Origin of the sequence: Burkholderia sp. JKS000303, from assembly GCF_002563755.1 — a bacterium.
GTDB classification, from domain to species: domain Bacteria; phylum Pseudomonadota; class Gammaproteobacteria; order Burkholderiales; family Burkholderiaceae; genus Burkholderia; species Burkholderia anthina_B.
Genome location: NZ_PDBZ01000001.1, coordinates 1,047,731 through 1,073,346 on the forward strand (window position 1 = coordinate 1,047,731; position 25,616 = coordinate 1,073,346).

The 25,616-nt window shown below is 65.9% G+C and carries 21 protein-coding genes; 2 read left to right on the plus strand and 19 right to left on the minus strand.

Going from position 1 to position 25,616, the window contains the following annotated elements; all coding sequences use genetic code 11:
• Window positions 1-133: 133 nt before the first annotated feature.
• Window positions 134-2,935 (minus strand): preprotein translocase subunit SecA, encoded by a 2,802-nt coding sequence (secA, locus tag BX604_RS05015; protein ID WP_098549846.1) that lies wholly within the window; start codon window positions 2,933-2,935, stop codon window positions 134-136.
• A 268-nt stretch (window positions 2,936-3,203) separates the two neighbouring features.
• On the opposite strand from secA, the gene BX604_RS05020 reads away from it, so the two are divergent.
• Window positions 3,204-3,683: a DUF721 domain-containing protein gene (locus tag BX604_RS05020; RefSeq protein WP_098549847.1), complete on the plus strand. Its 480-nt coding sequence runs from the start codon at window positions 3,204-3,206 to the stop codon at window positions 3,681-3,683.
• Between the two features lie 81 nt (window positions 3,684-3,764).
• Here BX604_RS05020 and lpxC read toward each other — a convergent pair whose 3' ends face one another.
• The 18 genes from lpxC to coq7 all read right to left on the minus strand — a co-directional run bounded on the left by lpxC (window position 3,765) and on the right by coq7 (window position 23,938).
• The gene (gene lpxC / locus BX604_RS05025) at window positions 3,765-4,682 is read right to left on the minus strand and encodes a UDP-3-O-acyl-N-acetylglucosamine deacetylase (protein WP_096506164.1); all 918 of its coding nucleotides are present in this window, start codon (window positions 4,680-4,682) and stop codon (window positions 3,765-3,767) included.
• 241 nt (window positions 4,683-4,923) lie between these two features.
• Entirely contained in the window at window positions 4,924-5,430 is a 507-nt protein-coding gene (locus BX604_RS05030; protein WP_098549848.1) for a peroxiredoxin, read from the minus strand.
• A 192-nt stretch (window positions 5,431-5,622) separates the two neighbouring features.
• Window positions 5,623-6,819, minus strand: a complete 1,197-nt coding sequence (ftsZ, locus tag BX604_RS05035; RefSeq protein WP_011883181.1) for a cell division protein FtsZ — start codon at window positions 6,817-6,819, stop codon at window positions 5,623-5,625.
• Between the two features lie 115 nt (window positions 6,820-6,934).
• The gene (ftsA, locus tag BX604_RS05040) at window positions 6,935-8,167 is read right to left on the minus strand and encodes a cell division protein FtsA (RefSeq protein ID WP_059500905.1); all 1,233 of its coding nucleotides are present in this window, start codon (window positions 8,165-8,167) and stop codon (window positions 6,935-6,937) included.
• 26 nt (window positions 8,168-8,193) lie between these two features.
• Window positions 8,194-8,946: a cell division protein FtsQ/DivIB gene (locus tag BX604_RS05045; RefSeq protein ID WP_096506160.1), complete on the minus strand. Its 753-nt coding sequence runs from the start codon at window positions 8,944-8,946 to the stop codon at window positions 8,194-8,196.
• Window positions 8,947-8,965: 19 nt separating this feature from the next.
• Window positions 8,966-9,907: a D-alanine--D-alanine ligase gene (locus BX604_RS05050; RefSeq protein WP_098549849.1), complete on the minus strand. Its 942-nt coding sequence runs from the start codon at window positions 9,905-9,907 to the stop codon at window positions 8,966-8,968.
• Window position 9,908: 1 nt separating this feature from the next.
• Window positions 9,909-11,306, minus strand: a complete 1,398-nt coding sequence (murC, locus tag BX604_RS05055; protein ID WP_098549850.1) for a UDP-N-acetylmuramate--L-alanine ligase — start codon at window positions 11,304-11,306, stop codon at window positions 9,909-9,911.
• Window positions 11,303-12,406, minus strand: a complete 1,104-nt coding sequence (gene murG / locus BX604_RS05060) for an undecaprenyldiphospho-muramoylpentapeptide beta-N-acetylglucosaminyltransferase (protein ID WP_098549851.1) — start codon at window positions 12,404-12,406, stop codon at window positions 11,303-11,305. The genes murC and murG overlap by 4 nt, the downstream gene beginning before the upstream one ends.
• On the minus strand, window positions 12,403-13,686 hold the full coding sequence (gene ftsW, locus BX604_RS05065) for a putative lipid II flippase FtsW (RefSeq protein ID WP_096506152.1): 1,284 nt from the start codon (window positions 13,684-13,686) through the stop codon (window positions 12,403-12,405). The genes murG and ftsW overlap by 4 nt, the downstream gene beginning before the upstream one ends.
• Window positions 13,683-15,194, minus strand: a complete 1,512-nt coding sequence (gene murD / locus BX604_RS05070; RefSeq protein WP_098549852.1) for a UDP-N-acetylmuramoyl-L-alanine--D-glutamate ligase — start codon at window positions 15,192-15,194, stop codon at window positions 13,683-13,685. Before murD ends, ftsW begins: the two co-directional genes overlap by 4 nt.
• A gap of 28 nt (window positions 15,195-15,222) precedes the next feature.
• Window positions 15,223-16,392 carry a phospho-N-acetylmuramoyl-pentapeptide-transferase gene (mraY, locus tag BX604_RS05075; RefSeq protein WP_098549853.1) on the minus strand — a complete coding sequence of 390 codons (1,170 nt, stop codon included), beginning with the start codon at window positions 16,390-16,392 and terminating at the stop codon, window positions 15,223-15,225.
• A gap of 16 nt (window positions 16,393-16,408) precedes the next feature.
• Complete coding sequence (locus BX604_RS05080) at window positions 16,409-17,815, minus strand: UDP-N-acetylmuramoyl-tripeptide--D-alanyl-D-alanine ligase (protein ID WP_098549854.1); 1,407 nt, start codon at window positions 17,813-17,815, stop codon at window positions 16,409-16,411.
• Window positions 17,812-19,350 carry a UDP-N-acetylmuramoyl-L-alanyl-D-glutamate--2,6-diaminopimelate ligase gene (locus BX604_RS05085; RefSeq protein ID WP_098549855.1) on the minus strand — a complete coding sequence of 513 codons (1,539 nt, stop codon included), beginning with the start codon at window positions 19,348-19,350 and terminating at the stop codon, window positions 17,812-17,814. Before BX604_RS05085 ends, BX604_RS05080 begins: the two co-directional genes overlap by 4 nt.
• A complete protein-coding gene (locus BX604_RS05090; protein WP_098549856.1) occupies window positions 19,347-21,197 on the minus strand; it encodes a peptidoglycan D,D-transpeptidase FtsI family protein in 1,851 nt (616 codons plus the stop codon). Before BX604_RS05090 ends, BX604_RS05085 begins: the two co-directional genes overlap by 4 nt.
• A complete protein-coding gene (ftsL, locus tag BX604_RS05095; RefSeq protein WP_098549857.1) occupies window positions 21,194-21,535 on the minus strand; it encodes a cell division protein FtsL in 342 nt (113 codons plus the stop codon). The genes BX604_RS05090 and ftsL overlap by 4 nt, the downstream gene beginning before the upstream one ends.
• Complete coding sequence (gene rsmH / locus BX604_RS05100; RefSeq protein WP_098552701.1) at window positions 21,532-22,473, minus strand: 16S rRNA (cytosine(1402)-N(4))-methyltransferase RsmH; 942 nt, start codon at window positions 22,471-22,473, stop codon at window positions 21,532-21,534. The genes ftsL and rsmH overlap by 4 nt, the downstream gene beginning before the upstream one ends.
• A 23-nt stretch (window positions 22,474-22,496) precedes the next feature.
• Window positions 22,497-22,925: a division/cell wall cluster transcriptional repressor MraZ gene (gene mraZ, locus BX604_RS05105; RefSeq protein WP_006400450.1), complete on the minus strand. Its 429-nt coding sequence runs from the start codon at window positions 22,923-22,925 to the stop codon at window positions 22,497-22,499.
• 386 nt (window positions 22,926-23,311) lie between these two features.
• Window positions 23,312-23,938 (minus strand): 2-polyprenyl-3-methyl-6-methoxy-1,4-benzoquinone monooxygenase, encoded by a 627-nt coding sequence (gene coq7, locus BX604_RS05110; protein ID WP_098549858.1) that lies wholly within the window; start codon window positions 23,936-23,938, stop codon window positions 23,312-23,314.
• Window positions 23,939-24,216: 278 nt separating this feature from the next.
• On the opposite strand from coq7, the gene BX604_RS05115 reads away from it, so the two are divergent.
• A complete protein-coding gene (locus BX604_RS05115; protein WP_098549859.1) occupies window positions 24,217-25,368 on the plus strand; it encodes a porin in 1,152 nt (383 codons plus the stop codon).
• Window positions 25,369-25,616 lie beyond the last annotated feature (248 nt).

Sequence of the window (25,616 nt, forward strand, 5' to 3'; positions counted from 1 at the left end):
GCCGGATGGAAAATGCCGGCATGCGCCGGCATCAATTGGAAGAACCGGCGGCCACACGAGCGGGCCGCCGCAACTCACATCACTGATTCGAGACTGCGAACGAAGCGGCACGCGCGATGCGCGCCGCTGCCGATCATGACAGCTTCCCGTGACATTGCTTGTACTTCTTGCCGCTACCGCACGGGCACGGGTCGTTGCGGCCGACCTTCGGCATCTCGCCGCCGGGGCCGCTGTGGGTCATCGCGCTGCCGACCATGTCGGCCGTCGCAGTAGCCGCCGTCGCCGTGGCGGCCGCGACGTTCGCAACCGGCCCGGCTTCCGCGTAGTCGGCGTGCTGGTACTCGACGTTCTCGAGATGACCGCTGCGTTCCTCGATCTGCTCCGCGGCTTCCTCGAGCTGCTCCGGCGACTGGATCTGCACGTTCATCACGATGCGCGTGACTTCCTGCTTGATCGCGTCGAGCATCGCGGCGAACAGTTCGAACGCTTCTCGCTTGTATTCCTGCTTCGGGTTCTTCTGCGCATAGCCGCGCAGATGGATACCCTGGCGCAGGTGGTCGAGCGCCGCGAGGTGCTCGCGCCACAGGCGGTCGACCGTCTGCAGCATCACCGAACGCTCGAACGCGCTGAACGATTCGCGGCCGACCATCGCGACCTTCGCCTCGTACTGCTCGTCGGCGGCGGTCGTCACGGCTTCGAGAATCTCCTCGGCCGTGATCGACGTCGACTCGTTCACCATTTCCTGGATCGCGAGATCGAGCTGCCAGTCGTTGCGCAGCGCTTCCTCGAGCTCGGGCACGTCCCACTGTTCCTCGATGCTGCCTTCCGGCACGAACTGGCGGACGACTTCGGTGATCACGCCGTGACGCATCGCCGAGATCGTCTCGGTGATGTCATGCGCTTCGAGCAGTTCGTTACGCTGCTGGTAGATCACCTTGCGCTGGTCGTTCGACACGTCGTCGTATTCGAGCAGCTGCTTGCGAATGTCGAAGTTGCGCGCTTCGACCTTGCGCTGCGCGGATTCAATCGAGCGCGTGACGATGCCGGCCTCGATCGCCTCGCCTTCCGGCATCTTCAGGCGGTCCATGATCGAACGCACGCGGTCGCCCGCGAAGATGCGCAGCAGCGGATCGTCGAGCGACAGGTAGAAGCGCGACGAGCCCGGATCGCCCTGACGGCCTGCACGGCCGCGCAACTGGTTGTCGATCCGGCGCGATTCGTGACGCTCGGTGCCGATGATGTGCAGACCGCCCGCGGCCTTCACCTGCTCGTGCAGCGTTTCCCACTCGTCGTGCAGCTGCTTGATGCGGCGCGCCTTTTCATCGGCCGGGATCGCGTCGTCGGCGTCGATGAACGCCGCCTGCTTCTCGGCGTTACCGCCGAGCACGATGTCAGTACCGCGACCGGCCATGTTGGTCGCGATCGTGATGCGCTTCGGACGGCCGGCTTCCGCGACGATCGCGGCTTCACGCTCGTGCTGCTTCGCGTTCAGCACTTCGTGCGGCAGCCCCGCCTGCTTCAGCAGATGCGACAGCAGCTCGGAGTTCTCGATCGACGTCGTGCCGACCAGCACCGGCTGGCCGCGCTCGTAGCACTCGCGAATGTCGCGGATCACCGCGTCGTAGCGCTCCTTGGCCGTCTTGTAGATCTGATCCTGCTTGTCGATCCGCTTCGGCGGACGGTTGGTCGGGATCACGACCGTTTCGAGACCGTAGATCTCGTTGAATTCGTACGCTTCGGTGTCCGCCGTACCCGTCATGCCGGCGAGCTTCGCGTACATGCGGAAGTAGTTCTGGAACGTGATCGACGCGAGCGTCTGGTTCTCGCTCTGGATCTTCACGTGCTCCTTCGCCTCGACCGCCTGGTGCAGGCCGTCGGACCAGCGGCGGCCCGCCATCAGGCGGCCCGTGAATTCGTCGACGATGACCACTTCGCCGTTCTGCACGACGTAGTGCTGGTCCTTGGAGAACAGCGTGTGTGCGCGCAGCGCCGCGTACACGTGGTGCATCAGCGTGATGTTCTGCGGCGCGTACAGGCTTTCACCCTCGCCGATCAGGCCCCACTCGGAGAGCAGTCGCTCGGCCTTCTCGTGGCCCGACTCCGTCAGGAACACCTGGCGCGACTTCTCGTCGAGCGTGTAGTCGCCCGGCTTCTCGACGCCCGTGCCGTCGGATTTCTCTTCGCCGATCTGGCGCTCGAGCAGCGGCGGCAGCGCGTTCATCCGCACATACAGTTCGGTGTGATCTTCGGCCTGGCCCGAGATGATCAGCGGCGTACGCGCCTCGTCGATCAGGATCGAGTCGACTTCGTCAACGACTGCGAAATTCAGTGCCCGCTGCACGCGCGCCTCGGTCTCGTAGACCATGTTGTCGCGCAGGTAGTCGAAGCCGAACTCGTTGTTCGTTCCGTACGTGATGTCCGACGCGTAGGCCTGCTGCTTCTGCTCGTGCTCCATGCCCGACAGGTTGATGCCGACCGACAGACCGAGGAAGTTGTAGAGGCGCGCCATCCATTCGGCGTCGCGCTGCGCGAGGTAGTCGTTGACCGTCACGACGTGCACGCCGCGGCCGGCAAGCGCATTCAGATAGACGGGCAGCGTCGCGACGAGCGTCTTGCCCTCGCCGGTGCGCATTTCGGCGATCTTGCCGTAGTGCAGCACCATGCCGCCGATCATCTGCACGTCGAAGTGACGCATCTTCAGCACGCGGCGGCTCGCCTCCCGGCAGACCGCGAACGCTTCGGGCAGCAGCTTGTCGAGCGACTCGCCGCCGGCGACACGCTGGCGGAACTCATCCGTCTTGCCGCGCAACTGGTCGTCCGTCAGCTTCTCGATCTGCGTTTCGAGCGCATTGATCGTCGTGACGGTCTTTTGGTATTGCTTGACGAGCCGCTGGTTGCGGCTGCCAAAAATTTTCTGGAGAAAACCGGTTGTCATCGGATCGGACCCTGCGTCGCAGCACCGGCGCCCGGCGCGTGATGCGCGCCCCGACGCCCGAGCCTCGGCGGCTTAGCGAATTAGTGGACTCAAACGAGGAATTTTAGCACGCGGGAACGCGTGCGCCCGTGTCCCGGCAGGACGCACGCCACGCACCGGCAAGCGGGGCCGCTACGCGGCCAGCCGCCCGAAAGCCGCGCGTGTGCGGGCCGGCGCGGGTACAATCGGCGTCAACGTCTGCACGCATGCGTGCCCGAAGAATTCCTCGATGAACCGATTTAACAAGCGTTTCGGCCCGCTCGCCGCACATCGCCCGCAACCCGTGTCCGAAGTGCTCAACCGCACCGATGCGTTCGCGGCGCTGCGCGCCGGCGTCGAACAGGTCGCGTCGCTGCAGCGCGACCTCACCGCGCTCCTGCCCGACTATCTTGCGAATCATATCGAGCCGGGCTCCATCAAGGACGGCACCCTGACCCTCTTTGCCGCGCACAATGCGCTCGCCGCCCGGCTGCGGCAGGTCGAGCCGCGGCTGCTCGCCGATCTGCAGAAGCGCGGCTGGCCGGTTTCGGCGCTGCGCGTGCGCGTGCGGCCGAAGGACGCGCCGGAACCGCCTCACGTTAAACAGGCACGGATGACGACGGTCGGCGCCACTGCGTTGCGCGACCTCGCCGATCACCTCGAGCCGTCGCCGCTGCAGGCGGCGCTGGCGCGCATGGCCGCGCGACACGGCGCGAAGTCGTCACGCTGAGCGCGCTGCCCCGGCAGCGGCCCAAAAAAACAAAAAAGCGACCCGAAGGTCGCTTTTTTTATGGCTCGTGCCGGACGCCGATCAGGCGAAGGCCGTCTGCGTGTCGAACGCGAAGCCGCTCGGCGCGGTCTGCGGATCGTCGAACGTGACGATCTCGTACGCATCTTCGTGCGCGAGCAGCTCGCGCAGCAGCCGGTTGTTCAGCCCGTGACCCGACTTGTACGCCGTGTACGACGCGAGCAACGGATGGCCGATCACGTACAGGTCGCCGATCGCATCGAGCATCTTGTGCTTCACGAACTCGTCGTCGTAGCGCAGCCCGTCGTTGTTCAGGATGCGGTACTCGTCGAGCACGATCGCGTTGTCCATGCTGCCGCCGCGTGCAAGCCCCATCTCGCGCAGCATCTCGGCCTCGTGCGCGAAGCCGAACGTGCGCGCACGCGCGATCTCGCGCACGTACGACGTGTTCGCGAAATCGACTTCGAGCTCCTGGCCCGTCTTGTCGACGGCCGGGTGACGGAAGTCGATCGAGAACTTCAGCTTGAAGCCGAAATACGGATCGAGGCGCGCGAACTTGTCGCCATCACGGATTTCAACCGTCTTCTTCACCTTGATGAAGCGCTTCGGCGCGTTCTGCTCTTCGATACCGGCGGACTGGATCAGGAACACGAAGGTCGCCGCGCTGCCGTCCATGATCGGGATTTCCTCGGCCGTCACGTCGACATACAGGTTGTCGATGCCGAGACCCGCGCACGCGGACATCAGGTGCTCGACCGTCGACACGCGCACGCCATCCTTCTGCAGCACCGACGCAAGCCGCGTGTCGCCGATCGACGTCGCCGTGGCGGGAATGTCGACGGGCGTGGGCAGATCGACGCGCGAAAAGACGATGCCCGTGCCCGGCGCGGCGGGACGGAGCGTCAGCTCGATCTTGCGGCCCGAGTGGACACCGATCCCAACGGTCTTCACGATGGATTTGATGGTGCGCTGCTTCAACATGGTGTTCTTCGCCTTGATTGAAGATATCAATCAGGAGTTATATTCGATAGGCGGGATTATAGCGTAATTCCCTATTCAACGCTGTTTGAAACTGCGTATCAATCTGTTTCGGCTGTTTACCCGCGTCGATACGGGACGGGCCGATGCCCGGAACGGAGGCGTTTCCGGTCATCGGCCCGTGTTACAACTATCCTGAGGCCCGGTGAGCGACGTTGCCGTCAGGCAACGGCGCACCGCACGATCAGGACGTCAACGTCGCGAGCACACTCGCCGCATCGCTCACTTCGAACTTGCCCGGCGCTTCGACGACCAGCGTCTTGACCACACCGTCGTCGATCACCATCGCGTAGCGCAGGGAACGGATTCCCATGCCACGCGCGGACAAATCCTGCGTCAGCCCCAGCGCATGAGTGAAAGCAGCGCTGCCGTCCGCCATCATGCGCACCTTGCCCGCGGTGTGCAGATCACGTCCCCATGCGCCCATCACGAATGCGTCGTTGACGGACACGCACCAGAGCTCGTCGATGCCCGCCGAGCGCAATTGCTCGGCGTGCTCGACATAGCCCGGCACATGCTGCGCCGAGCAGGTCGGCGTGAAAGCGCCCGGCAATCCGAAGATCACCACCCGCTTTCCCGCAACCTGGTCGCGCACGCTGTAGGCATTCGGCCCAAGCGTGCACCCTTCGCGCGCGTCGTCGATGAATTCGAACAGTTGCGCGTCGGGCAGCGCGTCGCCCACTTGAATCATGGCTGGTCCCTCATAGCGATACGGTTTTTCAGCGTGTTGCGGACAGCACGTCCCATCCCGCTCCGCTCATGCGAAGAGGGCACGTCTCCCGGCCCGGCGTCGCATCCGACGCGGCCTGTCGTGGTCCGTAGCATCCGTCACGCCGGCGTTACCGCGGCGACCCCGCCGCGGCTTCGCCTGTGTGTGCGTCCGTCAGTCAGCCTGCTTGCGCAGGAAAGCCGGGATGTCGTACGTGTCGACACCCTTCTCCTGCAGCGCCTGCACGTGCGATGCCGCGGTTTCGCGCGAGTTGCGCCACACCGCCGGCGTATCGAGCGCGCCGTAGTCGGCCGTGCTGACGTGTTGCGGCTGTGCATAGCCGTGCGAGACCGCGCTGACCGGCTGGTTGTCGGTACCCGTGCGCAGCAGCGTCATCGGAGCCGATTGCTGCTTCTTCGCCGCACGGCCCAGACCCGTCGCCACGACCGTCACGCGCAGTGCATCGCCCATCGCGTCGTCGTACACCGCGCCGAAGATCACCGTCGCATCTTCCGCCGCGTAGCTCTTGATCGTGTTCATCACTTCGCGCGTTTCCGACAGACGCAGCGAACGGCTCGACGTGATGTTGACAAGCACGCCGCGCGCGCCCGACAGATCGACGCCTTCGAGCAGCGGGCTCGCCACGGCCTGTTCCGCCGCGAGGCGCGCGCGATCGACGCCGGCAACCGTCGCCGTGCCCATCATCGCCTTGCCCTGCTCGCCCATCACCGTCTTCACGTCTTCGAAGTCGACGTTCACGAGGCCATCGACATTGATGATTTCGGCGATGCCCGCGACTGCGTTGTTCAACACGTCGTCTGCGCACTGGAAGCACTTGTCCATCTCGGCGTCATCGCCCATCACGTCGAACAGCTTGTCGTTCAGGACGACGATCAGCGAGTCGACGTGATCCTCCAGTTGCTGCGAGCCTGCTTCCGCGACGCGCATGCGCTTGCCGCCTTCGAACTCGAACGGCTTGCTGACGACGCCAACCGTCAGGATGCCCATCTCTTTCGCGATCTGCGCGACCACCGGCGCTGCGCCCGTGCCCGTGCCACCGCCCATGCCTGCCGTGATGAACACCATGTGCGCGCCACGCAGTGCGTCCGCGATGCGCTCACGTGCTTCTTCCGCTGCAGCCTTCCCCATCTCCGGCTTCGCGCCGGCGCCAAGGCCGGTGTTGCCGAGCTGGATCACGGACGGCGCACGCGCACGCGACAGCGCCTGTGCATCCGTGTTCATCACGATGAAGTCGACGCCCTGCACGCCGCGGTTGATCATGTGCTGCACGGCATTGCCGCCAGCGCCGCCAACGCCCACCACCTTGATGATGGTGCCGTTGGTTTCGGTTTCCAGCATTTCGAATTCCATTGTTGCCTCCGTCAAGAAAATAAACCTGCTCGGCCGTTATTCGGCAGGAGATCGGGCAACCCCCTGTCGCGCGCCAGCCGCCGGCACCAGCGCGAATTTCGATTCGTTTCTTGCGTCAGAAGTTGCTCAGGAACCATTCCTTCATCCGCGAGAAAACCTGCCCCGCGTTGCCGGACTGCACGGCGACCTTGCGGCCGCGCATGCGCTGAGCACTGCCTTCGACGAGCAGGCCCATCGCCGTCGAGTAGCGCGGATTGCGCACCACGTCGGCTAGGCCGCCTGCATATTCCGGCGCGCCGATGCGCACCGGCTTCAGGAAAATGTCTTCGCCGAGCTCGACCATGCCGGGCATCATCGACGCCCCGCCGGTAATGACCACGCCGGAGCTCAGCAGTTCTTCGTAACCCGACTCGCGCACGACCTGCTGCACGAGCGAGAACAGTTCCTCGACGCGCGGCTCGATCACGGCGGCGAGCGCCTGGCGCGACAGCGTGCGCGGACCGCGTTCGCCGAGGCCCGGCACTTCGACCATCTCGTCCGGATCGGCGAGCGCCTGCTTCGCGATCCCGTAGCCGACCTTGATGTCTTCCGCATCCGGCGTCGGCGTGCGCAGCGCCATCGCGATGTCGCTCGTGATCTGGTCGCCGGCGATCGGAATCACCGCGGTGTGACGGATCGCGCCTTCGGCGAAGATCGCGATGTCGGTCGTACCGCCGCCGATGTCGACCAGCACCACGCCGAGATCCTTCTCGTCTTCCGTCAGCACGGCCAGCGACGACGCCAGCGGCTGCAGGATCAGGTCGTTCACTTCCAGCCCGCAGCGGCGCACGCACTTGACGATGTTCTGCGCGGCACTGACCGCGCCCGTCACGATGTGCACCTTCACCTCGAGGCGGATGCCGCTCATCCCGATCGGCTCGCGCACGTCTTCCTGGCCGTCGATGATGAATTCCTGCGTGAGGATGTGCAGCACCTGCTGGTCGGTCGGGATGTTGATCGCCTTCGCGGTCTCGATCACGCGCGCGACGTCGGTCTGCGTGACTTCCTTGTCCTTGATCGCGACCATCCCGCTCGAATTGAAGCTGCGGATGTGGCTGCCCGCGATCCCCGTAAACACGTTGGTGATCTTGCAGTCGGCCATCAGCTCGGCTTCCTCGAGCGCGCGCTGGATCGACTGCACGGTGGCCTCGATGTTGACCACCACGCCCTTCTTCAGACCTTTCGATTCGCTCTGGCCGAGGCCGATGACCTCGTAATGGCCTTCGCCCTTCAGCTCGGCGACGATGGCCACCACCTTCGACGTGCCGATGTCGAGGGAAACCAGCAGATCCTTGTAGTCTTTGCTCATAAAGTGCTCTTGCGTGTGATCTCTCGTTACTTCTTGCGCTTGTCGGTATCGGTCAGGAACCGCATGCCTGCCGCACGAATCGCGAATCCGTTCGGATAACGCAGGTCCGCGTACTCGATGTCGTTGCCCCAACGCTCCGTGACGGCCGGCCACGCGGCGACGAGGCGCTGGCTCCGGTCGTGCAGGGTTTCGCTGGTGCGTTCCTTGCCCAGCTCGACCTGCATGCCGTTCGACAGCTTCACCGTCCACGCGTAACGCGCCGACAGCGTCACTTCTTCAGGCGCCGCCTTCAACGGCGCAAACCAGTTCGTGAAGTCGCGATACCGCGTGACGACTTCCTTCGCACTGCCCTCCGGGCCATCGAACGCGGGCAGTTCGTGATCCAGCTCGCCCTGGTTCGCGGTGAACAGCTCGCCATCGGTGCTCACGAGCTGCGCGCTACCCCAGGTCCCGAGCGGTTTGTACTCCTCGAGCGTGACAGCCAGCGCATTCGGCCACACCCGCCGCACGCTCGCGTGCCGCACCCACGGCATCTGCTCGAACGCGGCACGCGCCGTGTCGAGATCGACCGTGAAGAAATTGCCCTTCAGCCTGCCGACCACGCCGGCGCGCACCGTCGGCGTGTTGATGTGCTCGGTGTCGCCGTCGATCCGGATTTCGCGCAGCGCGAACGTCGGACGCTGGATCAGCCAGTAGCAGCCGGCCGCCGCCAACACGAGCAGCAACAGCGCGTACAGCGCGCTGGCGGCAAGGTTGAGTTGGCGAACGTTGTTCCACATACGTCGTTCCGTTCCTGCGTCAGTCGTTGAGCGTGAGCGACAGCACCTTCACGACCAGCTCCGAATAGCTGATGCCGATCGAGCGCGCGGCCTTCGGCGGCAGCGAATGGTCGGTCATCCCGGGGGCCGTGTTCACTTCCAGGAAATACGCGTTGCCGGCGGCGTCGAGCATGAAGTCCGCGCGGCCCCAGTCGGTGCAGCCCAGCACGTCGAAGGCGCGGCGCGCGATGCGCTTCAGTTCGGTTTCCTGTTCGGCCGGCAGCCCGCACGGGATCAGGTACTGCGTATCGTCGGCGACGTACTTCGCGTGGTAGTCGTAGAACTCGCCGGCCGGCACGATCTTGATCAGCGGCAGGTCGAGATCGCCGGCGATGCACGCGGTGTATTCACCGCCGCCCTCGATGCTCTTCTCGACGATCACGATCTTGTCATGCGTCGCCGCCTCCGACAGTGCGGCGGGCAACGCGTCGGCCGTCTTCACCTTCAGCACCGCGACGCTCGACCCCTCGCTCGCCGGCTTCACGAACAGCGGCAGGCCGAGCTTCGCGACGATCTCCGTTGCACGCGCCGCGTAATCGTCGCCGCGCATCACCGTTTCGAACGGCGGCGTCGGCACGCCCGTCTGCTGCCACACGAGCTTCGTGCGGAACTTGTCGAGACCGAGCGCCGAGCCGAGCACGCCGCTGCCCGTGTAGCGGATCCCGTAGAAATCGAGCGCGCCCTGGATCTGGCCGTTCTCGCCGTAGCCGCCGTGCAGCGCGTTGAACGCGCGCACGAAGCCTTCGTCCTTCAGCGCCGACAACGGCCGCTCGGCCGGGTCGAACGGATGCGCGTCGATGCCCGCATCGCGCAGGCCCTGCAGCACGAGGCGGCCCGAGGTAAGCGACACCTCGCGCTCGGCGGATTCGCCGCCGAACAACACCGCCACCTTGCCGAAACGTTTCGGATCGATCCCGCTCATGTCATCCCTTCTGTTGCGTGTTCTGCACGATCTTCGCCGGCACACCGCCGATCGAACCCGCGCCCATCGTGATCACCACGTCGCCGTTCTGCGCGACCTTTGCCAATGCATCCGGCACGTCGTCGACCGACGCGACGAACACAGGTTCAACCTTGCCCGCGGCGCGCAGCGCGCGCGACAGCGCGTCGCCGTTGGCCGTCGCGATCGCCGCCTCGCCGGCCGCATAGACTTCCGTCAGCACCAGTGCGTCGACCGTCGACAGCACGTTGACGAAGTCGTCGAAACAGTCGCGCGTGCGCGTATAGCGGTGCGGCTGGAACGCCAGCACGAGGCGCCGCCCCGGGAACGCACCGCGCGCGGCCGCGACCGTCGCGGCCATCTCGACCGGGTGATGACCGTAGTCGTCGATCAGCGTGTACTGGCCGCCGGCCGCGCACGGCACCTCGCCGTAGCGCTGGAAGCGCCGGCCGACGCCGTTGAACTCCGCCAGCGCCAGCTGGATCGCGTCGTCCGACACGCCGAGATCAGTCGCGATCGCGATCGCCGCAAGCGCGTTCTGCACGTTGTGCAGGCCCGGCATGTTCAGCACCACGGCGAGCGGCGCACGGCCTTCGCGGATCACCGTGAAATGCATCCGGCCGTCGCGCGCGTCGATGTCTTCCGCGCGCACCTGCGCGTCCGGCGACAGCCCGTAGCGCACGACCGGCTTCGAGATGAACGGGATGATCTGGCGCACGTTCGGATCGTCGACGCACACCACCGCGCTGCCGTAGAACGGCAGGCGCTGCGTGAATTCGATGAACGCCTGCTTGAGCCGCGCGAAATCGTGGCCGTAGGTGTCCATGTGGTCGGCGTCGATGTTCGTGATGACTTCGATCACCGGATACAGGTTCAGGAACGACGCGTCCGACTCGTCGGCTTCGGCGACGATGAAGTCGCCCGTGCCGAGCCGCGCGTTCGCGCCGGCGCTGATCAGCCTGCCGCCGATCACGAAAGTCGGGTCCAGCCCGCCCGCCGCGAGCACGCTCGCGACGAGGCTCGTCGTCGTGGTCTTGCCGTGCGTGCCGGCGATCGCGATGCCCTGCTTCAGGCGCATCAGCTCCGCGAGCATCACCGCGCGCTGCACGATCGGCACGCGCTGGTGACGCGCGGCCAGTACTTCCGGGTTGTCCGAGCGCACGGCCGTCGATACGACGACCGCATTCGCGCCCTCGATGTTCGCCGCATCGTGGCCGATCGCGATCCGCGCGCCGAGCGCCTCGAGACGATCGGTCACCGCGTTGCGCGACAGGTCCGAACCGCTGACCTCGTAGCCGAGGTTGACGAGCACTTCGGCGATGCCGCTCATGCCCGCGCCGCCGATCCCGACGAAATGAATATGTTTGACGATGTGTTTCATTGCAGTTCTTCCAGGTTCGCGCCGGCCACCTTCGCGCAGACGCGCGCGACTTCGTCGGTGGCCTCGGGCTTCGCCAGCGAGCGCGAACGCTCCGCCATGTCCGCGAGCGACGCCCGCGACTGGCCGCGCAGCCAGTCGGCAAGCAGTTCCGCCGACAGGTCGCGTTGTTGCACCAGCACCGCTGCCCCCGCATCGGCGAGGAACGCGGCGTTGGTCGTCTGGTGATCGTCGACCGCGTACGGGAACGGCACGAACAGCGCCGCCACGCCCACCGCCGCGATCTCCGACACCGTCATCGCGCCGGAGCGGCAGATCACGAGATCCGCCGCCGCGTAAGCGGTCGCCATGTCGTCGATGAACGGCACGAGCCGCACATCGTCGCCGCCGGCGAAACCGGCCGCTTCATAGTTCGCCTTCAGCGCGTCGATGTGCTTCGCGCCGGCCTGGTGCACGATGCGCGGGCGCTCGCCCGGCGTCAGCAGCGCCAGCGCGCGCGGCACGACTTCGTTCAGCGCGGCGGCGCCGAGACTGCCGCCGACGGCCAGCACGTTCAGCGGACCGCTGCGCGATGCATAGCGTGCTTTGGGCGTTTCCGTGCGCGCAAGTTCCGCGCGGATCGGGTTACCGGTCCATTCCGCGTGCGGCAGCGCACCGGGGAACGCGACCAGCACGCGCTTCGCGAATTTCGCGAGCACCTTGTTCGCGAGGCCCGCGATCGAATTCTGTTCGTGCAGCACGAGCGGACGGCCCGACAGCGCGGTCATCACACCTGCCGGGAACGTGATGTAGCCGCCCATCCCGAGCACGACGTCCGGCCGCACGCGGCGCAGCGCGCCGAGGCTTTGCCAGCATGCGCGCAGCAGGTTCAACGGCAACGTCAGCTTGGTCTTCAGGCCCTTGCCGCGCAGCCCGCCGAAGCGCACGTACTCCATCGGAATGCCGTGCTTCGGCACGAGCGTCGCTTCCATCCCGGCCGGATTGCCGAGCCATACCACGCGCCAGCCCGCCGCTTCCATCCGGTGCGCGACAGCGAGCCCCGGGAACACGTGGCCCCCGGTGCCGCCTGCCATCACCATCAGCGTGCGTCGCGACGCGGTCATACTTTCCCTCCGCGCATCAGTACGCGATTTTCATAGTCCACCCGCAGCAACACCGCGAGCGCGACGCAGTTCAGCAGAATGCCCGAGCCGCCGTAGCTCACGAGCGGCAGCGTCAGGCCCTTGGTCGGCAGCAGGCCGAGGTTCACGCCCATGTTGATGAAGGTCTGCGCACCGAACCAGATACCGATGCCCTTCGCCATCAGGCCCGCGAACGTGCGATCCAGCGCGAGCGCCTGGCGGCCGATCTCGAACGAGCGGCGCACGATCCAGTAGAACAGCAGGATCACGACCAGCACGCCGACGAAGCCGAGTTCCTCGCCGATCACCGCGAGGATGAAGTCGGTATGCGCTTCCGGCAGGTAGTTCAGCTTCTCGACGCTGCCGCCGAGGCCGACGCCGAACCACTCGCCGCGGCCGAACGCGATCAGCGAGTGCGTGAGCTGGTATGCCTTGCCCTGCGCGTAGCGTTCGTCCCACGGATCGAGATACGCGAAGATCCGCTCGCGACGCCACGGCGACAGCCACACGAGCATCGTGAAGGTGCCGACCGCCGTCGCGACGAGGCCGCCGAACAGCTTGCCGTTCACGCCGCCGAGAAACAGCACGCCCATCGCGATCGCGGCGACCACCATGAACGCGCCCATGTCAGGTTCGAGCAGCAGCAGCGCGCCGACGAGACCGACCGCGAACGCCATCGGCAGGAAGCCCTTCGCGAAGCTCTGCATGTACTCCTGCTTGCGCACCGTGTAGTTCGCCGCGTAGATCGTCACCGCGAGCTTCATGATTTCCGACGGCTGCATGTTCGTGATGCCGAGCGGAATCCAGCGGCGCGCGCCGTTCACGCCCTTGCCGATGTGCGGAATCAGCACGATCACGAGACCGACGAGCGCTATCAGGAAGAGATGCGGCGCGTATTTGTCCCACGTCGAGATCGGCACGCGGAACGCGATCACCGCCGCGATGAACGCGACGACGAGCGAGATGACGTGGCGCATCAGGAACGCGTAATCGTGGTACGACGCGTATTTCGGCGAGTCGGGCATCGCGATCGACGCCGAATACACCATCACGACGCCGAGCCCGAGCAGCGCGATCGCGACCCACAGCAGCGAGTAATCGAAGTCGAGCATCCGCGAACGGCTCGGCCGCACGCCGTTGACGACGCTCGCGAGGCCGCCTGTCGCGGCACGCGTGGCCGATGCGACGCGGCCGCCCGCGGCATTGCCGCCGGTGTCGCGTCGATCGTTGAAACGGGAGACGAGGCGATCGGACCAGCTCATGACGTCGCTCCTTTGTCGATGGCGATTTCATCCACCGCCGCGCGGAACACGTCCGCGCGATGGGCGTAGTTCTTGAACATGTCGAGGCTCGCGCAGGCGGGCGACAGCAGCACCGCGTCGCCCGGTTCGGCGAGCTCGGCGGCGGCATGCACCGCGCCTTCGAGCGTCACGTGATCGACGAGCGGCACGCCGGTTTCGGCGAGCGTGTCGCGGATCGCCGGCGCATCGCGGCCGATCAGCATCACCGCACGGCACCAGCGCGCGACCGGCGCGACCAGCGGCGCGAAATCCTGCCCCTTGCCGTCGCCGCCCGCGATCAGCACGATCTTCTGTGCAAGCCCGTCGAGCGCGGCCACCGTTGCACCGACGTTCGTTCCCTTGCTGTCGTCGACGTAGTCGACGTCGTCGATCGTCGCGATCACTTCGACGCGATGTGCCTCGCCGCGGTATTCGCGCAGCGCGTGCAGCAGCGGCGCGGCCGGCAGGTCGATCGCTCGTGCGAGCGCGAACGCGGCCAGCGCGTTCGCCGCGTTGTGCAGCCCGCGGATGCGCAGCGCGTCGGCCGGCATCAGGCGCTTCTGCGCGATGTCGGGCGTATGCACGCCGTCGCGCTTGCGCCGGCGGCTCGTCATCGTCTCGTCCGGCGCATCGCGGTCGACCGCCTCCACCAGCCATGCGATGCCGTTATCGCGCGAGAGCCCGTAGTCGCCGTCCTGCACCGGTTCGTTCAGGCCGAACGTGACCGTGCGTGCCGCATCGGCAGCGCCCGCCGCCGGCGCGAACTTCATCACGGTCGCATCGTCGCGGTTCAGCACGCGCGTCGTCGTCGCACCGAAGATCCGGCCCTTCGCCGCCGCATACGCGTCGAAGCTGCCGTGCCAGTCGAGGTGATCCTGCGTGATGTTCAGGATCGCGGCTGCATCGGGCGCGAACGTGCGCGCGGTTTCGAGCTGGAAGCTCGACAGTTCGAGCACCCACACGTCGGGCAGCGCGGTGTCGTCGATCGCGCCCGCGAGCCGGTCGAGCATCGCCGGGCTGATGTTGCCGGCGACGGCAACCTTCTTGCCGGAGCGCTGGCACAGCAGGCCCGTGAGGCTCGTCGTCGTGGTCTTGCCGTTGGTGCCGGTGATCGCGAGCACCTTCGGCTGATAGCCGCTCGTGCCGAGCGCGCGCAGCGCCTGCGCGAAGAATTCCAGTTCGCCCCACACCGCGATCCCGCGCTCGTTCGCGGCCGCGACCAGCGCGGCGAGTTCCGGTTCGAGCGGCGACAGGCCGGGGCTCAGCCCGACGATCTCGACGCCGCCGTCGAGCAGTGCGGGCGCGAACGGCCCGCCGACGAACTCGGCATCGATCCCTTCAGCCTGCAACGCGGCAAGGTTCGGCGGCGCCTCGCGGGTATCGGCAATACGCAGCCGGCACCCGTGCCTCGCGCACCACCGCGCGATCGCGAGACCCGACTCTCCGAGCCCCAGCACGAGCACCATCGGCCGTTGCCGATCTCCAAACATCTCGCCAGACATCCTTGTTACCTTTCCTTTACCGCAGCTTGAGGGTGGACAGACCGAACAGGCACAGCATCAACGTGATGATCCAGAAACGCACCACGACCTGCGTTTCCTTCCAGCCGGACAATTCGAAATGGTGATGCAGCGGCGCCATCTTCAGCAGGCGGCGCCCTTCGCCGTAACGCTTCTTCGTGTACTTGAACCACGACACCTGCAGCATCACCGACAGCGTTTCCGCGACGAAGATGCCGCCCATGATGAACAGCACGATTTCCTGGCGCACGATCACCGCGACCGTGCCGAGCGCGCCGCCGAGCGCCAGCGCGCCGACGTCACCCATGAACACCTGCGCGGGGTGCGTGTTGTACCAAAGGAACGCGAGCCCTGCCCCGCCCATCGCGGAACAGAAGATCAGCAGTTCGCCCGCGCCCGGAATGTGCGGAAACAGCAGGTATTTCGAATAGACCGAACTGCCCATCACGTACGCGAACACGCCGAGCGATGCGCCGACCAGCACGACCGGCATGATCACGAGACCGTCGAGGCCGTCGGTCAGGTTCACCGCGTTGCTCGCGCCGACGATCACGAAATAGGTCAGCACGATGAAGCCCCAGACGCCGAGCGGATAGCTGATCGACTTCAGGAACGGCAACATCAGGTCGGCACGCGCGGGCAACCCCATCGACAGACCGCTCCGCACCCACGCCATGAACAGGTCGAACACGCGCACGTTGCTCGCTTCGGATACGCTGAACGCGAGATAGACGGCCGCGAACAGCCCGATCACCGACTGCCAGAAATACTTTTCGCGCGACGACATCCCGCGCGGGTCCTTGTGGACGACCTTGCGGTAGTCATCGACCCAGCCGATCACGCCGAAGCCGAACGTGACGAGCATCACGATCCAGATGAAGCGGTTCGTCAGGTCACCCCACAGCAACGTCGCGACCGCGATGCCGATCAGGATCAGCACGCCGCCCATCGTCGGCGTACCCGACTTGACGAGATGGCTCTGCGGGCCATCCTTGCGGACCGCCTGCCCGACCTTCATTTGCGTCAGCTTGCGGATCACCCACGGTCCGCACACGAGCCCGATCCCGAGCGCCGTGATGGTTGCCCCCACGGCTCGGAACGTCAGGTACGTGAACAAGCGCAAAAAGCTTGCGTCTCCTTGCAGCCATTGCGCCAGCGCCAGCAGCATGCTTCCTTCCTTCTACTCAGTGTGCGGCGGGCGCGGTGCCCGCTGCGGGTTGGTTCGTCAGCGCGTCGACCACGCGCTCCATCTTCATGTACCGCGAGCCCTTCACGAGCACCGTCGCCTGCGCGCCGTAGCCCGCTGCAAGCAGCGCGTCGACCAGCGGGCCAACGTCGCCGAAATGGCGGGCCGTGTCGCCGTACGCGGTACAGGCATCGCGCGACGCGTCGCCGAGCGCGAACAGCGCATCGATTCCGCGCTCACGCGCATATGCGCCGATCTCGCGGTGAAATGCCGGCCCTTCGTCGCCGACTTCGCCCATGTCGCCGACCACCAGCACGCGCGGCACCGGTTGCGCGGCCAGCACGTCGATGGCCGCGCGCATCGAGTCGGGGTTCGCGTTGTAGGTGTCGTCGACGATCGTCGCGCCTGCGAGACTGCCGGCGCTCGCCTTGCGGACCTGCAAGCGGCCCTTCACCGGCTCGAACGATTCGAGGCCCTGCTTGATCGCCGCCAGCTCGACCCCGGCTGCGAGCGCCGCGGCCGTGGCCGCCAGCGCGTTGCGGGCGTTGTGCTCGCCGAGCGCGCGCAGCCGCAGCGTCACCGTGCCCGACGGCGTGTCGATCGCAAGTTCGCCGCCGTGCAGGCGACCTTTGACCTGCGCATCGACCTGCCGATCGGCGTCGTGCAGCGCGAAATCGAGGATCCGGTTACCGGTCGCCGCGACACGCCAGATGCTGGCGTACGCGTCGTCCGCCGGAAACACCGCGACGCCGTCCGGCGTCAGCGCGTGGATCACCGCCGCGTGTTCGAGTGCGACGGCTTCGACCGTCGCCATGAATTCCTGATGCTCGCGCTGCGCGTTGTTGACGAGCGCAACGGTCGGCGCCGCGATGCGCGCGAGGATGTCGGTCTCGCCCGGGTGGTTCATCCCGAGCTCGATCACCGCGATGCGATGCGCGGCCGACAGGCGCAACAGCGTCAGCGGCACGCCGATGTCGTTGTTCAGGTTGCCGGCCGTCGCGAGTCTTGCGTCGGCACCGACTGCCGCAGCGAAGATCGACGCGATCATTTCCTTCACGGTCGTCTTGCCGTTGCTGCCCGTCACCGCGACGAGCGGCACCGCGAATTGCTTGCGCCAGCCGTGCGCGAGCGCGCCGAGCGCGGCACGCGTTTCGCCGCCTTCGATGACCGGCATCGCAAGGCCCGCCGGCGCATGCGCGACGAGCGCCGCGGTCGCGCCGCGCGCGGCCACGTCACCGAGGAAGTCGTGCGCGTCGAAGCGCTCGCCTTTCAGCGCGACGAACAGGTCGCCCGGGCCGACCGTGCGGCTGTCCGTCGAGACGCGCTCGAACGTGGTGGCCGGATCGCCGTGAACGGTGGCGCCCGGGATCAGGCGGGCGGCTGCGCCGAGACTGAGCATCGTCATTCGCCAGCCCCCTTGCCGTGCGTCGCGCGCGCCGCAAGTGCGAGCCGCGCGTGATCCTGATCGGAGAACGTGCGTTTCTTGCCCATGATTTCCTGCGTCGCCTCGTGGCCCTTGCCGGCCAGTACGACGACATCCTCGCGGGCGGCTCCGCGCACGGCCTGCAGGATCGCGCTCGCGCGATCCTCGATGCGACGTGCGTGATCGGGCACGGTCATGCCCGCGATGACCTGGTCGATGATGCGCTGCGGATCCTCGCTGCGCGGGTTGTCGCTCGTGACGACGATTTCGTCGGCGAGCCGCTCGGCGATCGCGCCCATCAGCGGACGCTTCGTCGCATCGCGATCGCCGCCGCAGCCGAACATGCAGACGAGCTTGCCGCCGCGCGCCGCGGCGATCGGGCGCAGCGCGTCGAGCGTCTTCTCGAGCGCGTCGGGCGTATGCGCGTAGTCGATCACGACCAGCGGTTCGTCGTTCTGCAGGCGGCCGCCGAGACGCTGCATCCGGCCGTTGACGGACTCGAGCCGTGCAATCTCGGCCACGGCCGCGTCGAACGGTACGTCGGCCGCGAGCAGCGAGCCAAGCACCGCGAGCAGGTTGCTGACGTTGAACGTGCCGAGCGTGCCGACTTCGACGTCCGTGTCGCCCCACGACGAGCGCAGGTGAAATGCGGTGCCCGTGGCGGTCGCGCGCACGTCGAGCGCGATCAGTTCGCGATCGGCGTCGGGCGCCTGCGCGTCGCCGATCCCGTACGCGATCGTGCGCACGCGGCCGGCCAGCTTCTCGAGCAGGCGGCGGCCGGCAGCGTCGTCGCGGTTGACGACCGCCGCGCGCAGCCCGCGCCACGCGAACAGTTTCGCCTTCGCGGCTTCGTACGCGTCGAACGTGCCGTGATAGTCGAGGTGATCCTGCGTGAGGTTCGTGAATACGGCGATGTCGAACGCCGTGCCGTTCACGCGCCCCTGATGCAGCGCGTGCGACGACACTTCCATCGCGATCGCCTTCGCGCCGACGTCGCGCAGTTGCGCGAGGCTGCGCTGCAGCTGCGGCGCGTCCGGCGTCGTGAAACCCGTCGGCACCAGGTGGCCCGGCATGCCCGTGCCGAGCGTGCCGATCAGCGCGCACGGCTGGTGCAGCGCCGTCAGCGCGGCGGCGATCCATTGCGTGCACGACGTCTTGCCGTTCGTGCCGGTCACGCCGACCGCGAGCAGGCTGTCGCTCGGATCGCCGTACCAGCCGCTGGCGATCTCGCCGGCCAGCTGGTCGAGCGCCGGCACCGCGAGCGCGACGGGTGCGGCCGGTGCCGCTGCGAGACCGTCCGGCTGATACAGCACGGCGGCCGCGCCACGGGCGACGGCGTCGGCAATGAAAGCGCGATTGTCTGCCCCGTCGACCGCATAGCCGAGAAACACGTCGCCGGCCTGCAGGCTGCGCGTGTCGGCATGCAACTGCGCCGCGGGGGCCACATGCTGACGCAGCCACGCGAGCGCGGCTGCGATCTGCTGATGCGCCGGATGGGAACTGCGAGCGGCGCTCATCGAACAACTCCTGGTGAATTACGCGTCGTGCTGGACACGATCATATGCTTCGCGGTGCCGCCTGCCGCCAGCTTTTGCGGGCCCGGCTTGTCGGCGGGCGCGCCCGGCGTATCGTCGGAGACGACGAGCTGCTTGATCGGCATGTTCGGCGGCACGTTCAGCGCGCGCAGCGTATCGCCCGCGATCGCCGAGAATACGGGGCCCGACACCTGGCCGCCGAAGTGGCTGCCGGCGGTCGGTTCGTCGACCGACACCGCGACCACGATGCGCGGATTCGGCATCGGCGCCATCCCGACGAACGACGCGCGGTACTTGCGCGTATAGCCGTGGCCTTCATGCTTGTACGCGGTGCCGCTCTTGCCGCCGACGCGATAGCCGGGCACGGCGGCGTCCGGCGACGTGCCGCCCGGCGCGACCACGGTCTCGAGCATCGTGCGCACTTCGCGCGCGGTGTTCGCCGAGAACACCTGCGTTCCCGTGACCTTCTGGTTGGGGTCGGTCTTGAAAATGGTCACCGGCATCTCTTCGCCGTCGTGCGCGATCGCGGTGTACGCCCGCGCCAGCTGGAACAGCGACACCGACAGGCCGTAGCCGTACGACATCGTCGCCTGCTCGATGCGGCGCCAGCTCTTCCATGGGCGCAGGCGGCCGGCCGCGGCGCCCGGGAAGCCGACCTTCGGCGCCTGGCCGAGGCCGATGCTGGTATACATGTCCCACATTTCCTCGGGCCGCATCGTCATCGCGATCTTGGTCGCGCCGATGTTGCTCGACTTCTGGATCACGCCACCGACCGTCAGCGTGCCGAAGCCCGCATCGTCGCTGATCGGCGCGCCGTCGAGCACGAAGTGCCCGTTGCCCGTTTCGACGAGCGTGTTCGGCGTCACGCGATGCAGGTCGAGCGCGAGCGATACCGTGAACGGCTTCATGATCGAGCCCGGCTCGAACACGTCGGTGAGGATCCGGTTGCGCAGCTGCTCGCCCGTCAGGTGCGAGCGGTCGTTCGGGTTGTAAGTCGGATAGTTGACCAGCGCGAGCACCTCGCCGGTACGCACGTCGACGACCATCGCCGCGCCGGCCTTCGCCTTGAACTTCTCGACGGCGGCCTTCAGGTTTGCGTATGCGATGTACTGGATCTTGCTGTCGATCGACAGGTCGACGTCGGTCCCGTTGTGCGGCGGAATCTGTTCGGCGACGTCCTCGACGATGTGCCCCATCCGGTCCTTGATCACGCGGCGCACGCCCGACGTGCCGGCCAGCATCTTCTGGTCGCCCAGCTCGACGCCTTCCTGCCCTTCGTCCTCGACGTTCGTGAAGCCGATCAGGTGGGCGGTGATCTCGCCTTCCGGATAGAAGCGCTTGTATTCGTTGCGCTGGTAGATGCCCGGGATATCGAGTGCCGCGACCTTGTCCGCGACGTCGATCGGCACCTGGCGCCTTACATAGACGAAACCCTTGTCTTCCGACAGCTTCACGCGCAGTTCCTTCGGCGTCATGCCGAGGAGCTTGCCGAGCTGGTTGATCTTGTCCGCGTCGAGATCGTCCGGCACCGCGTCGGGAATCGCCCAGATCGCGCGCACGGGCAGGCTCGTCGCGAGCACGAGCCCGTTACGGTCGAGAATCTTGCCGCGCGTGGCCGGCAGTTCGAGCGTGCGCTGGTAGCGGCTTTCGCCCTGCTTCTGATAGAACGCGTTGCCCGGCCCCTGAATCCAGAACGCCCGCGCGGCCAGCGCGACGAACGCCATGAACAGCATGAACACGACGAGCTTCGAGCGCCACATCGGCAGGTGCACGCCGAGCACCGGGCTCGACGAGAATTTCACGTCCTGACGCTTCTGCGACGGTTTCATCGCACGCCTCCGTTGCCCTTGGTGGCCGCGTCGGCCGAAGCGGGAATCGGCGCGTCGATCGCCTTCACGGCGCCCGGCGGCAGCGTCAGGTATTGGGTACGGCCCGTCGTGATCGGCTGCATCTTCAGCGAATCGTTCGCGAGTTGCTCGATGCGCGAGGTCTTCGACAGCGCGCTCTGCTGATACTGAAGCTGTGCATAGTCCTGCTGGAGCTGACGCTCCTGCGACTGCGCGCGCTGCAGCTGGATGAAGAACTGGCGCTGCTGATTCGTCGAGTTGACGACCGACAGTGCGCACCCCATCACGATGATCAGCAGGAAGATATTGAAGCGGCTCATGGCGTGACGCGCTCCGCGATGCGCATCACGGCCGACCGGGCGCGCGGATTCGCGACGACTTCCGCTTCACTCGGAAACTGACGGCTGATTATCTTGAGCGGCGGGCTCGGGAGGTCGACGGCACGGATCGGCAGGCGACGATCGACCGCAGGCGCACTCGCGTGCGCCTGCATGAATCGTTTGACGATCCGGTCCTCGAGTGAATGAAAGCTGATGACCACCAGCCGCCCCCCTTGCTCCAGCAACGACAATGCCGCGCCTAGTACGACTTGCAGGTCCGCAAGCTCTTGATTGACGTGAATCCGTATAGCCTGAAAGGTGCGGGTTGCCGGATCCTTGCCCTTCTCACGGGTTTTGACGACGTGACCCACGATTTGGGCAAGCTCGCCCGTGGTGTCGAGAGGCCCAAGACGGTCGGACTCTGCCCGGCGAGCAACAAGCGCCTTTGCAATCTGAAAAGCAAACCGTTCTTCCCCATAATCCCGTATCACCTCCGTCAGTTCCTGCACCGATGCCCGTGCGAGCCATTCAGCGGCCGACTCGCCGCGCGTCGGATCCATTCGCATGTCCAGCGGACCATCGGCGCGAAAGCTGAAGCCGCGCGCCGGATCGTCCACCTGCGGCGAGGACACGCCCAGGTCCAGCAACACACCCGACACCTTCTCGACGCCGCGCGCCGCAAGCGCGTCGCGCATCGATGCAAAGCTGTCATGCACGATCGAGAAGCGCGCATCCTCGATGCGCTGCGCCGTCTCGATCGCCCTCGGATCCTTGTCGAACGCGATCAGCCGTCCGGCGGGCGCCAGCCGCGCGAGTACCGCGCGGCTATGACCGCCACGCCCGAACGTGCCGTCGACATACACGCCGTCCGGTCGCGTCACGAGCGACTCGACTGCTTCGTCCAGCAACACGGTCCGATGCTGCAATTCGTTTCCCATCGCGGGCGTCTCCGTCACCGCAATCAGAACGTGAAATTCTTCAGCGCGTCGGGCATGCCCTGCGCCATCGCTGCCTGCTCCTTCGCGATGTAGGTCTGCGAATCCCACAGCTCGAAGTGACTACCCATTCCCAACAACATGACTTCCTTTTCAAGTCCGGCTGCCATCCGCAGCTCGGGCGATACAAGAATCCGGCCCGCGCTGTCGAGATCGACATCCATCGCATTACCGAGAAAAATCCGCCGCCACCAATGTGCGTCCATCGGCAGCGCGGCGATCTTGGCGCGGAATACTTCCCATTCAGGGCGTGGAAACAGCAACAGGCAGCCGTCCGGGTGCTTGGTCACAGTCACCCGTCCTTCTGCCTGTCCTTGCAGCGCTTCGCGATAGCGAGCTGGCACCGACATCCGCCCTTTCGCATCGAGCGTCAGCGCCGACGCCCCTTGGAACACTTTCCGCTCTCCCGTTCAGGGCACCGAAGCACCCGCTCAACGCTCAGAATTTAGCCGGAATTGCCCGCCAAATCACACAAAAATACACTTTCTCACACTGTCTCCCACTTTAGAGGAAGGGTTTGGCACGGTCAAGGGAGCGGTCCGGTTTTTTGACGAATTTTGTTAGTTAGAACAAGGACTTACGCGAACATGCTCATGCGGCCCCTCATTCCAAAAACCGTTATAAATGAATGAGCTAGTGCAACTTGTGAAGGTGATACGTGAGAAAGGCGGGCCAGACTGGCGTTCGGACGGGGCTTTCGGGGGCGGGAAAACGCGGAAAAAACGGGCGGTATCGGGGACGGCGGACCGGGGCGGCGCCGTGCGCCGCCCCGGTCCAAATCTCAGAGATAGTACGCAGTGCTCGTCATGACTTTCGACGCTGCGCGCATCAGCATTCGCGCGGGCAGCGGCAGTTCGATTCCGCCGGCGTCGGTCGCGGCCTTGCCGTGTTTCACCTCGTCGGCACGCATCTGCTCGACGATCGCGCGCGACGCCGTGTCGGTCGCCGGCAGCTCGGACAGATGAGAGTCGAGGTGGCTCTCGACCTGGCGCTCCGTCTCCGCCATGAAGCCGAGGCTGACCTTGTCGCCAAGCGTACCGGCTGCCACGCCGACCGCGAGCGCGCCGACGTACCACAGCGGGTTGAGCACGCTCGGGCGCGAATCGAGTTCCTTCAGCCGATGCGCGGTCCAGGCGAGATGGTCCTCCTCCTCGCGTGCGGCTTCCTCGAACATCGTTTTCGACGTCGACGAGCGCGCGGTCAGTTTCTGCGCCTGGTAGAGCGCCTGCGCACACACTTCGCCGACGTGATTCACGCGCATGAGTCCTGCCGCATGCGTGCGCTCCGCGGGCGTGAGTTCGCCGGCCGGCGGCTCCGCCGGCACGGGCACTGCGCGGCTCATCCGGCTGACGCCGGTCAGCGATCGCAGGCCGCGATCGAATTCGCTGATCAGTTCATCCAACACCATCCTGTTCTCCTGGCTGCGTGTGCTGCCGCGGGCGGCAAGAACACGTGATCCGCTGCGTAACCGACTTGATTATTCAGCGGAAATTGCGGTTAACCCGTGATTTTAACCATTGTTGCATAAAGGAAACATGGCAGCCTTGGGGTGCGGCATTTCGCTTTGTGGCAAAAAACGGTTTTGCTACATTACGAGCGACTTCTTGTGAAGTTGATGGGGCCCGTCAACACAACATAACTATCTGCCCCGTCAAAAAAAATTCAGTGATTCTTGGAGATCCGTTAATGAAAAAGTCGCTTCTCGCGCTCGTCGCGCTGGGCGCGTTTGCTGGCGCAGCCCATGCGCAAAGCAGCGTGACGCTTTACGGCATCATCGATGAAGGCCTTCTGTTCAACAACAACGCAGGCGGCAAGCACCTGTACAGCCTGGGCAGCGGCGTGATGCAAGGCAGCCGCTTCGGCCTGCGCGGCACCGAAGACCTCGGTGGCGGCCTGAAGGCGATCTTCACCCTCGAAAACGGTTTTGACGTGAACAGCGGCAAGCTCGGTCAGGGTAGCCTGATGTTCGGCCGCCAGGCTTTCGTCGGCCTGTCGAGCAACTACGGTACGGTGACGCTGGGTCGTCAGTACGACTCCGTCGTCGACTTCGTCGGCCCGCTGGAGGCAGGCGACCAGTGGGGCGGCTACATCGCAGCTCACCCGGGCGACCTCGACAACTTCAACAACGCCTATCGCGTGAACAACGCGGTCAAGTTCACGAGCGCAAACTACGGCGGCTTCACGTTCGGCGGCTTGTATAGCTTCGGCGGTCAGGCAGGCCAGTTCTCGAAGAACCAGGTCTGGTCGCTCGGCGCAGGCTACAGCAACGGCCCGTTGGTCTTGGGCGTCGGCTACTTGAACGCACGCACGCCGAACCAGTACGGCGGCATGTTCAACAACGGTTCCACGTCGGCTTCGGTCTCGTCGCCGGTCTACGGCACGTACGCGAACAATGCGAACACGTACCAGGTCATCGGTGCTGGCGGCGCCTACACGTTCGGCGCAGCGACGATCGGCGCGACGTACTCGAACGTCAAGTTCAAGGGCTTCTCCGCGGGTCCGTTCGTGAACCAGACCGCGACGTTCAACAACGGCGAAATCAACTTCAAGTATCAGTTGACCCCGGCACTGATCGTCGGCGCAGCGTACGACTACACGCAAGGCAGCAAGATCGACGGCAACTCGGCAGCCAAGTACCACCAGGGCTCGCTGGGCGTCGACTACTTCCTGTCGAAGCGCACGGACGTCTACGCGATCGGCGTGTATCAACACGCATCGGGCACCGTGCTCGACGCGGATGGCGATCCGGTCCAGGCAACCGCCTCGATCAACAACCTCGCAGGCTCGAGCACCAGCAACCAGGTCGCAGCCCGCGTGGGTATCCGTCACAAGTTCTAATCAGCTTGCCTGACAAGCCGCAGCATATTGAAGGCGCCTTCGGGCGCCTTTTTCTTTTGCGGTCCGAAAGGAGTGCGTTTCGCGGCACCGCGTCGCCGACCGATCGACTCGTCCACGTCCACGCTACTTCGCCGGCACCCGTGCACCGCGCATGCGTTGAAGCACAGCAGCGACTGCAGCGCTCGATGGCGAAGCAGCCATCGACGATCCGGCGAAGTGCGCTCCGCCGGCACGCGTCCGACGCATGG

Coding starts and splice junctions, on each gene's coding strand:
- secA (WP_098549846.1), bottom strand. CDS start 2,935: ATGACAACCGGTTTTCTCCAGAAAATTTTTGGCAGCCGCAACCAGCGG.
- BX604_RS05020 (WP_098549847.1), top strand. CDS start 3,204: ATGAACCGATTTAACAAGCGTTTCGGCCCGCTCGCCGCACATCGCCCG.
- lpxC (WP_096506164.1), bottom strand. CDS start 4,682: ATGTTGAAGCAGCGCACCATCAAATCCATCGTGAAGACCGTTGGGATC.
- BX604_RS05030 (WP_098549848.1), bottom strand. CDS start 5,430: ATGATTCAAGTGGGCGACGCGCTGCCCGACGCGCAACTGTTCGAATTC.
- ftsZ (WP_011883181.1), bottom strand. CDS start 6,819: ATGGAATTCGAAATGCTGGAAACCGAAACCAACGGCACCATCATCAAG.
- ftsA (WP_059500905.1), bottom strand. CDS start 8,167: ATGAGCAAAGACTACAAGGATCTGCTGGTTTCCCTCGACATCGGCACG.
- BX604_RS05045 (WP_096506160.1), bottom strand. CDS start 8,946: ATGTGGAACAACGTTCGCCAACTCAACCTTGCCGCCAGCGCGCTGTAC.
- BX604_RS05050 (WP_098549849.1), bottom strand. CDS start 9,907: ATGAGCGGGATCGATCCGAAACGTTTCGGCAAGGTGGCGGTGTTGTTC.
- murC (WP_098549850.1), bottom strand. CDS start 11,306: ATGAAACACATCGTCAAACATATTCATTTCGTCGGGATCGGCGGCGCG.
- murG (WP_098549851.1), bottom strand. CDS start 12,406: ATGACCGCGTCGCGACGCACGCTGATGGTGATGGCAGGCGGCACCGGG.
- ftsW (WP_096506152.1), bottom strand. CDS start 13,686: ATGAGCTGGTCCGATCGCCTCGTCTCCCGTTTCAACGATCGACGCGAC.
- murD (WP_098549852.1), bottom strand. CDS start 15,194: ATGTTTGGAGATCGGCAACGGCCGATGGTGCTCGTGCTGGGGCTCGGA.
- mraY (WP_098549853.1), bottom strand. CDS start 16,392: ATGCTGCTGGCGCTGGCGCAATGGCTGCAAGGAGACGCAAGCTTTTTG.
- BX604_RS05080 (WP_098549854.1), bottom strand. CDS start 17,815: ATGACGATGCTCAGTCTCGGCGCAGCCGCCCGCCTGATCCCGGGCGCC.
- BX604_RS05085 (WP_098549855.1), bottom strand. CDS start 19,350: ATGAGCGCCGCTCGCAGTTCCCATCCGGCGCATCAGCAGATCGCAGCC.
- BX604_RS05090 (WP_098549856.1), bottom strand. CDS start 21,197: ATGAAACCGTCGCAGAAGCGTCAGGACGTGAAATTCTCGTCGAGCCCG.
- ftsL (WP_098549857.1), bottom strand. CDS start 21,535: ATGAGCCGCTTCAATATCTTCCTGCTGATCATCGTGATGGGGTGCGCA.
- rsmH (WP_098552701.1), bottom strand. CDS start 22,473: ATGGGAAACGAATTGCAGCATCGGACCGTGTTGCTGGACGAAGCAGTC.
- coq7 (WP_098549858.1), bottom strand. CDS start 23,938: ATGGTGTTGGATGAACTGATCAGCGAATTCGATCGCGGCCTGCGATCG.
- BX604_RS05115 (WP_098549859.1), top strand. CDS start 24,217: ATGAAAAAGTCGCTTCTCGCGCTCGTCGCGCTGGGCGCGTTTGCTGGC.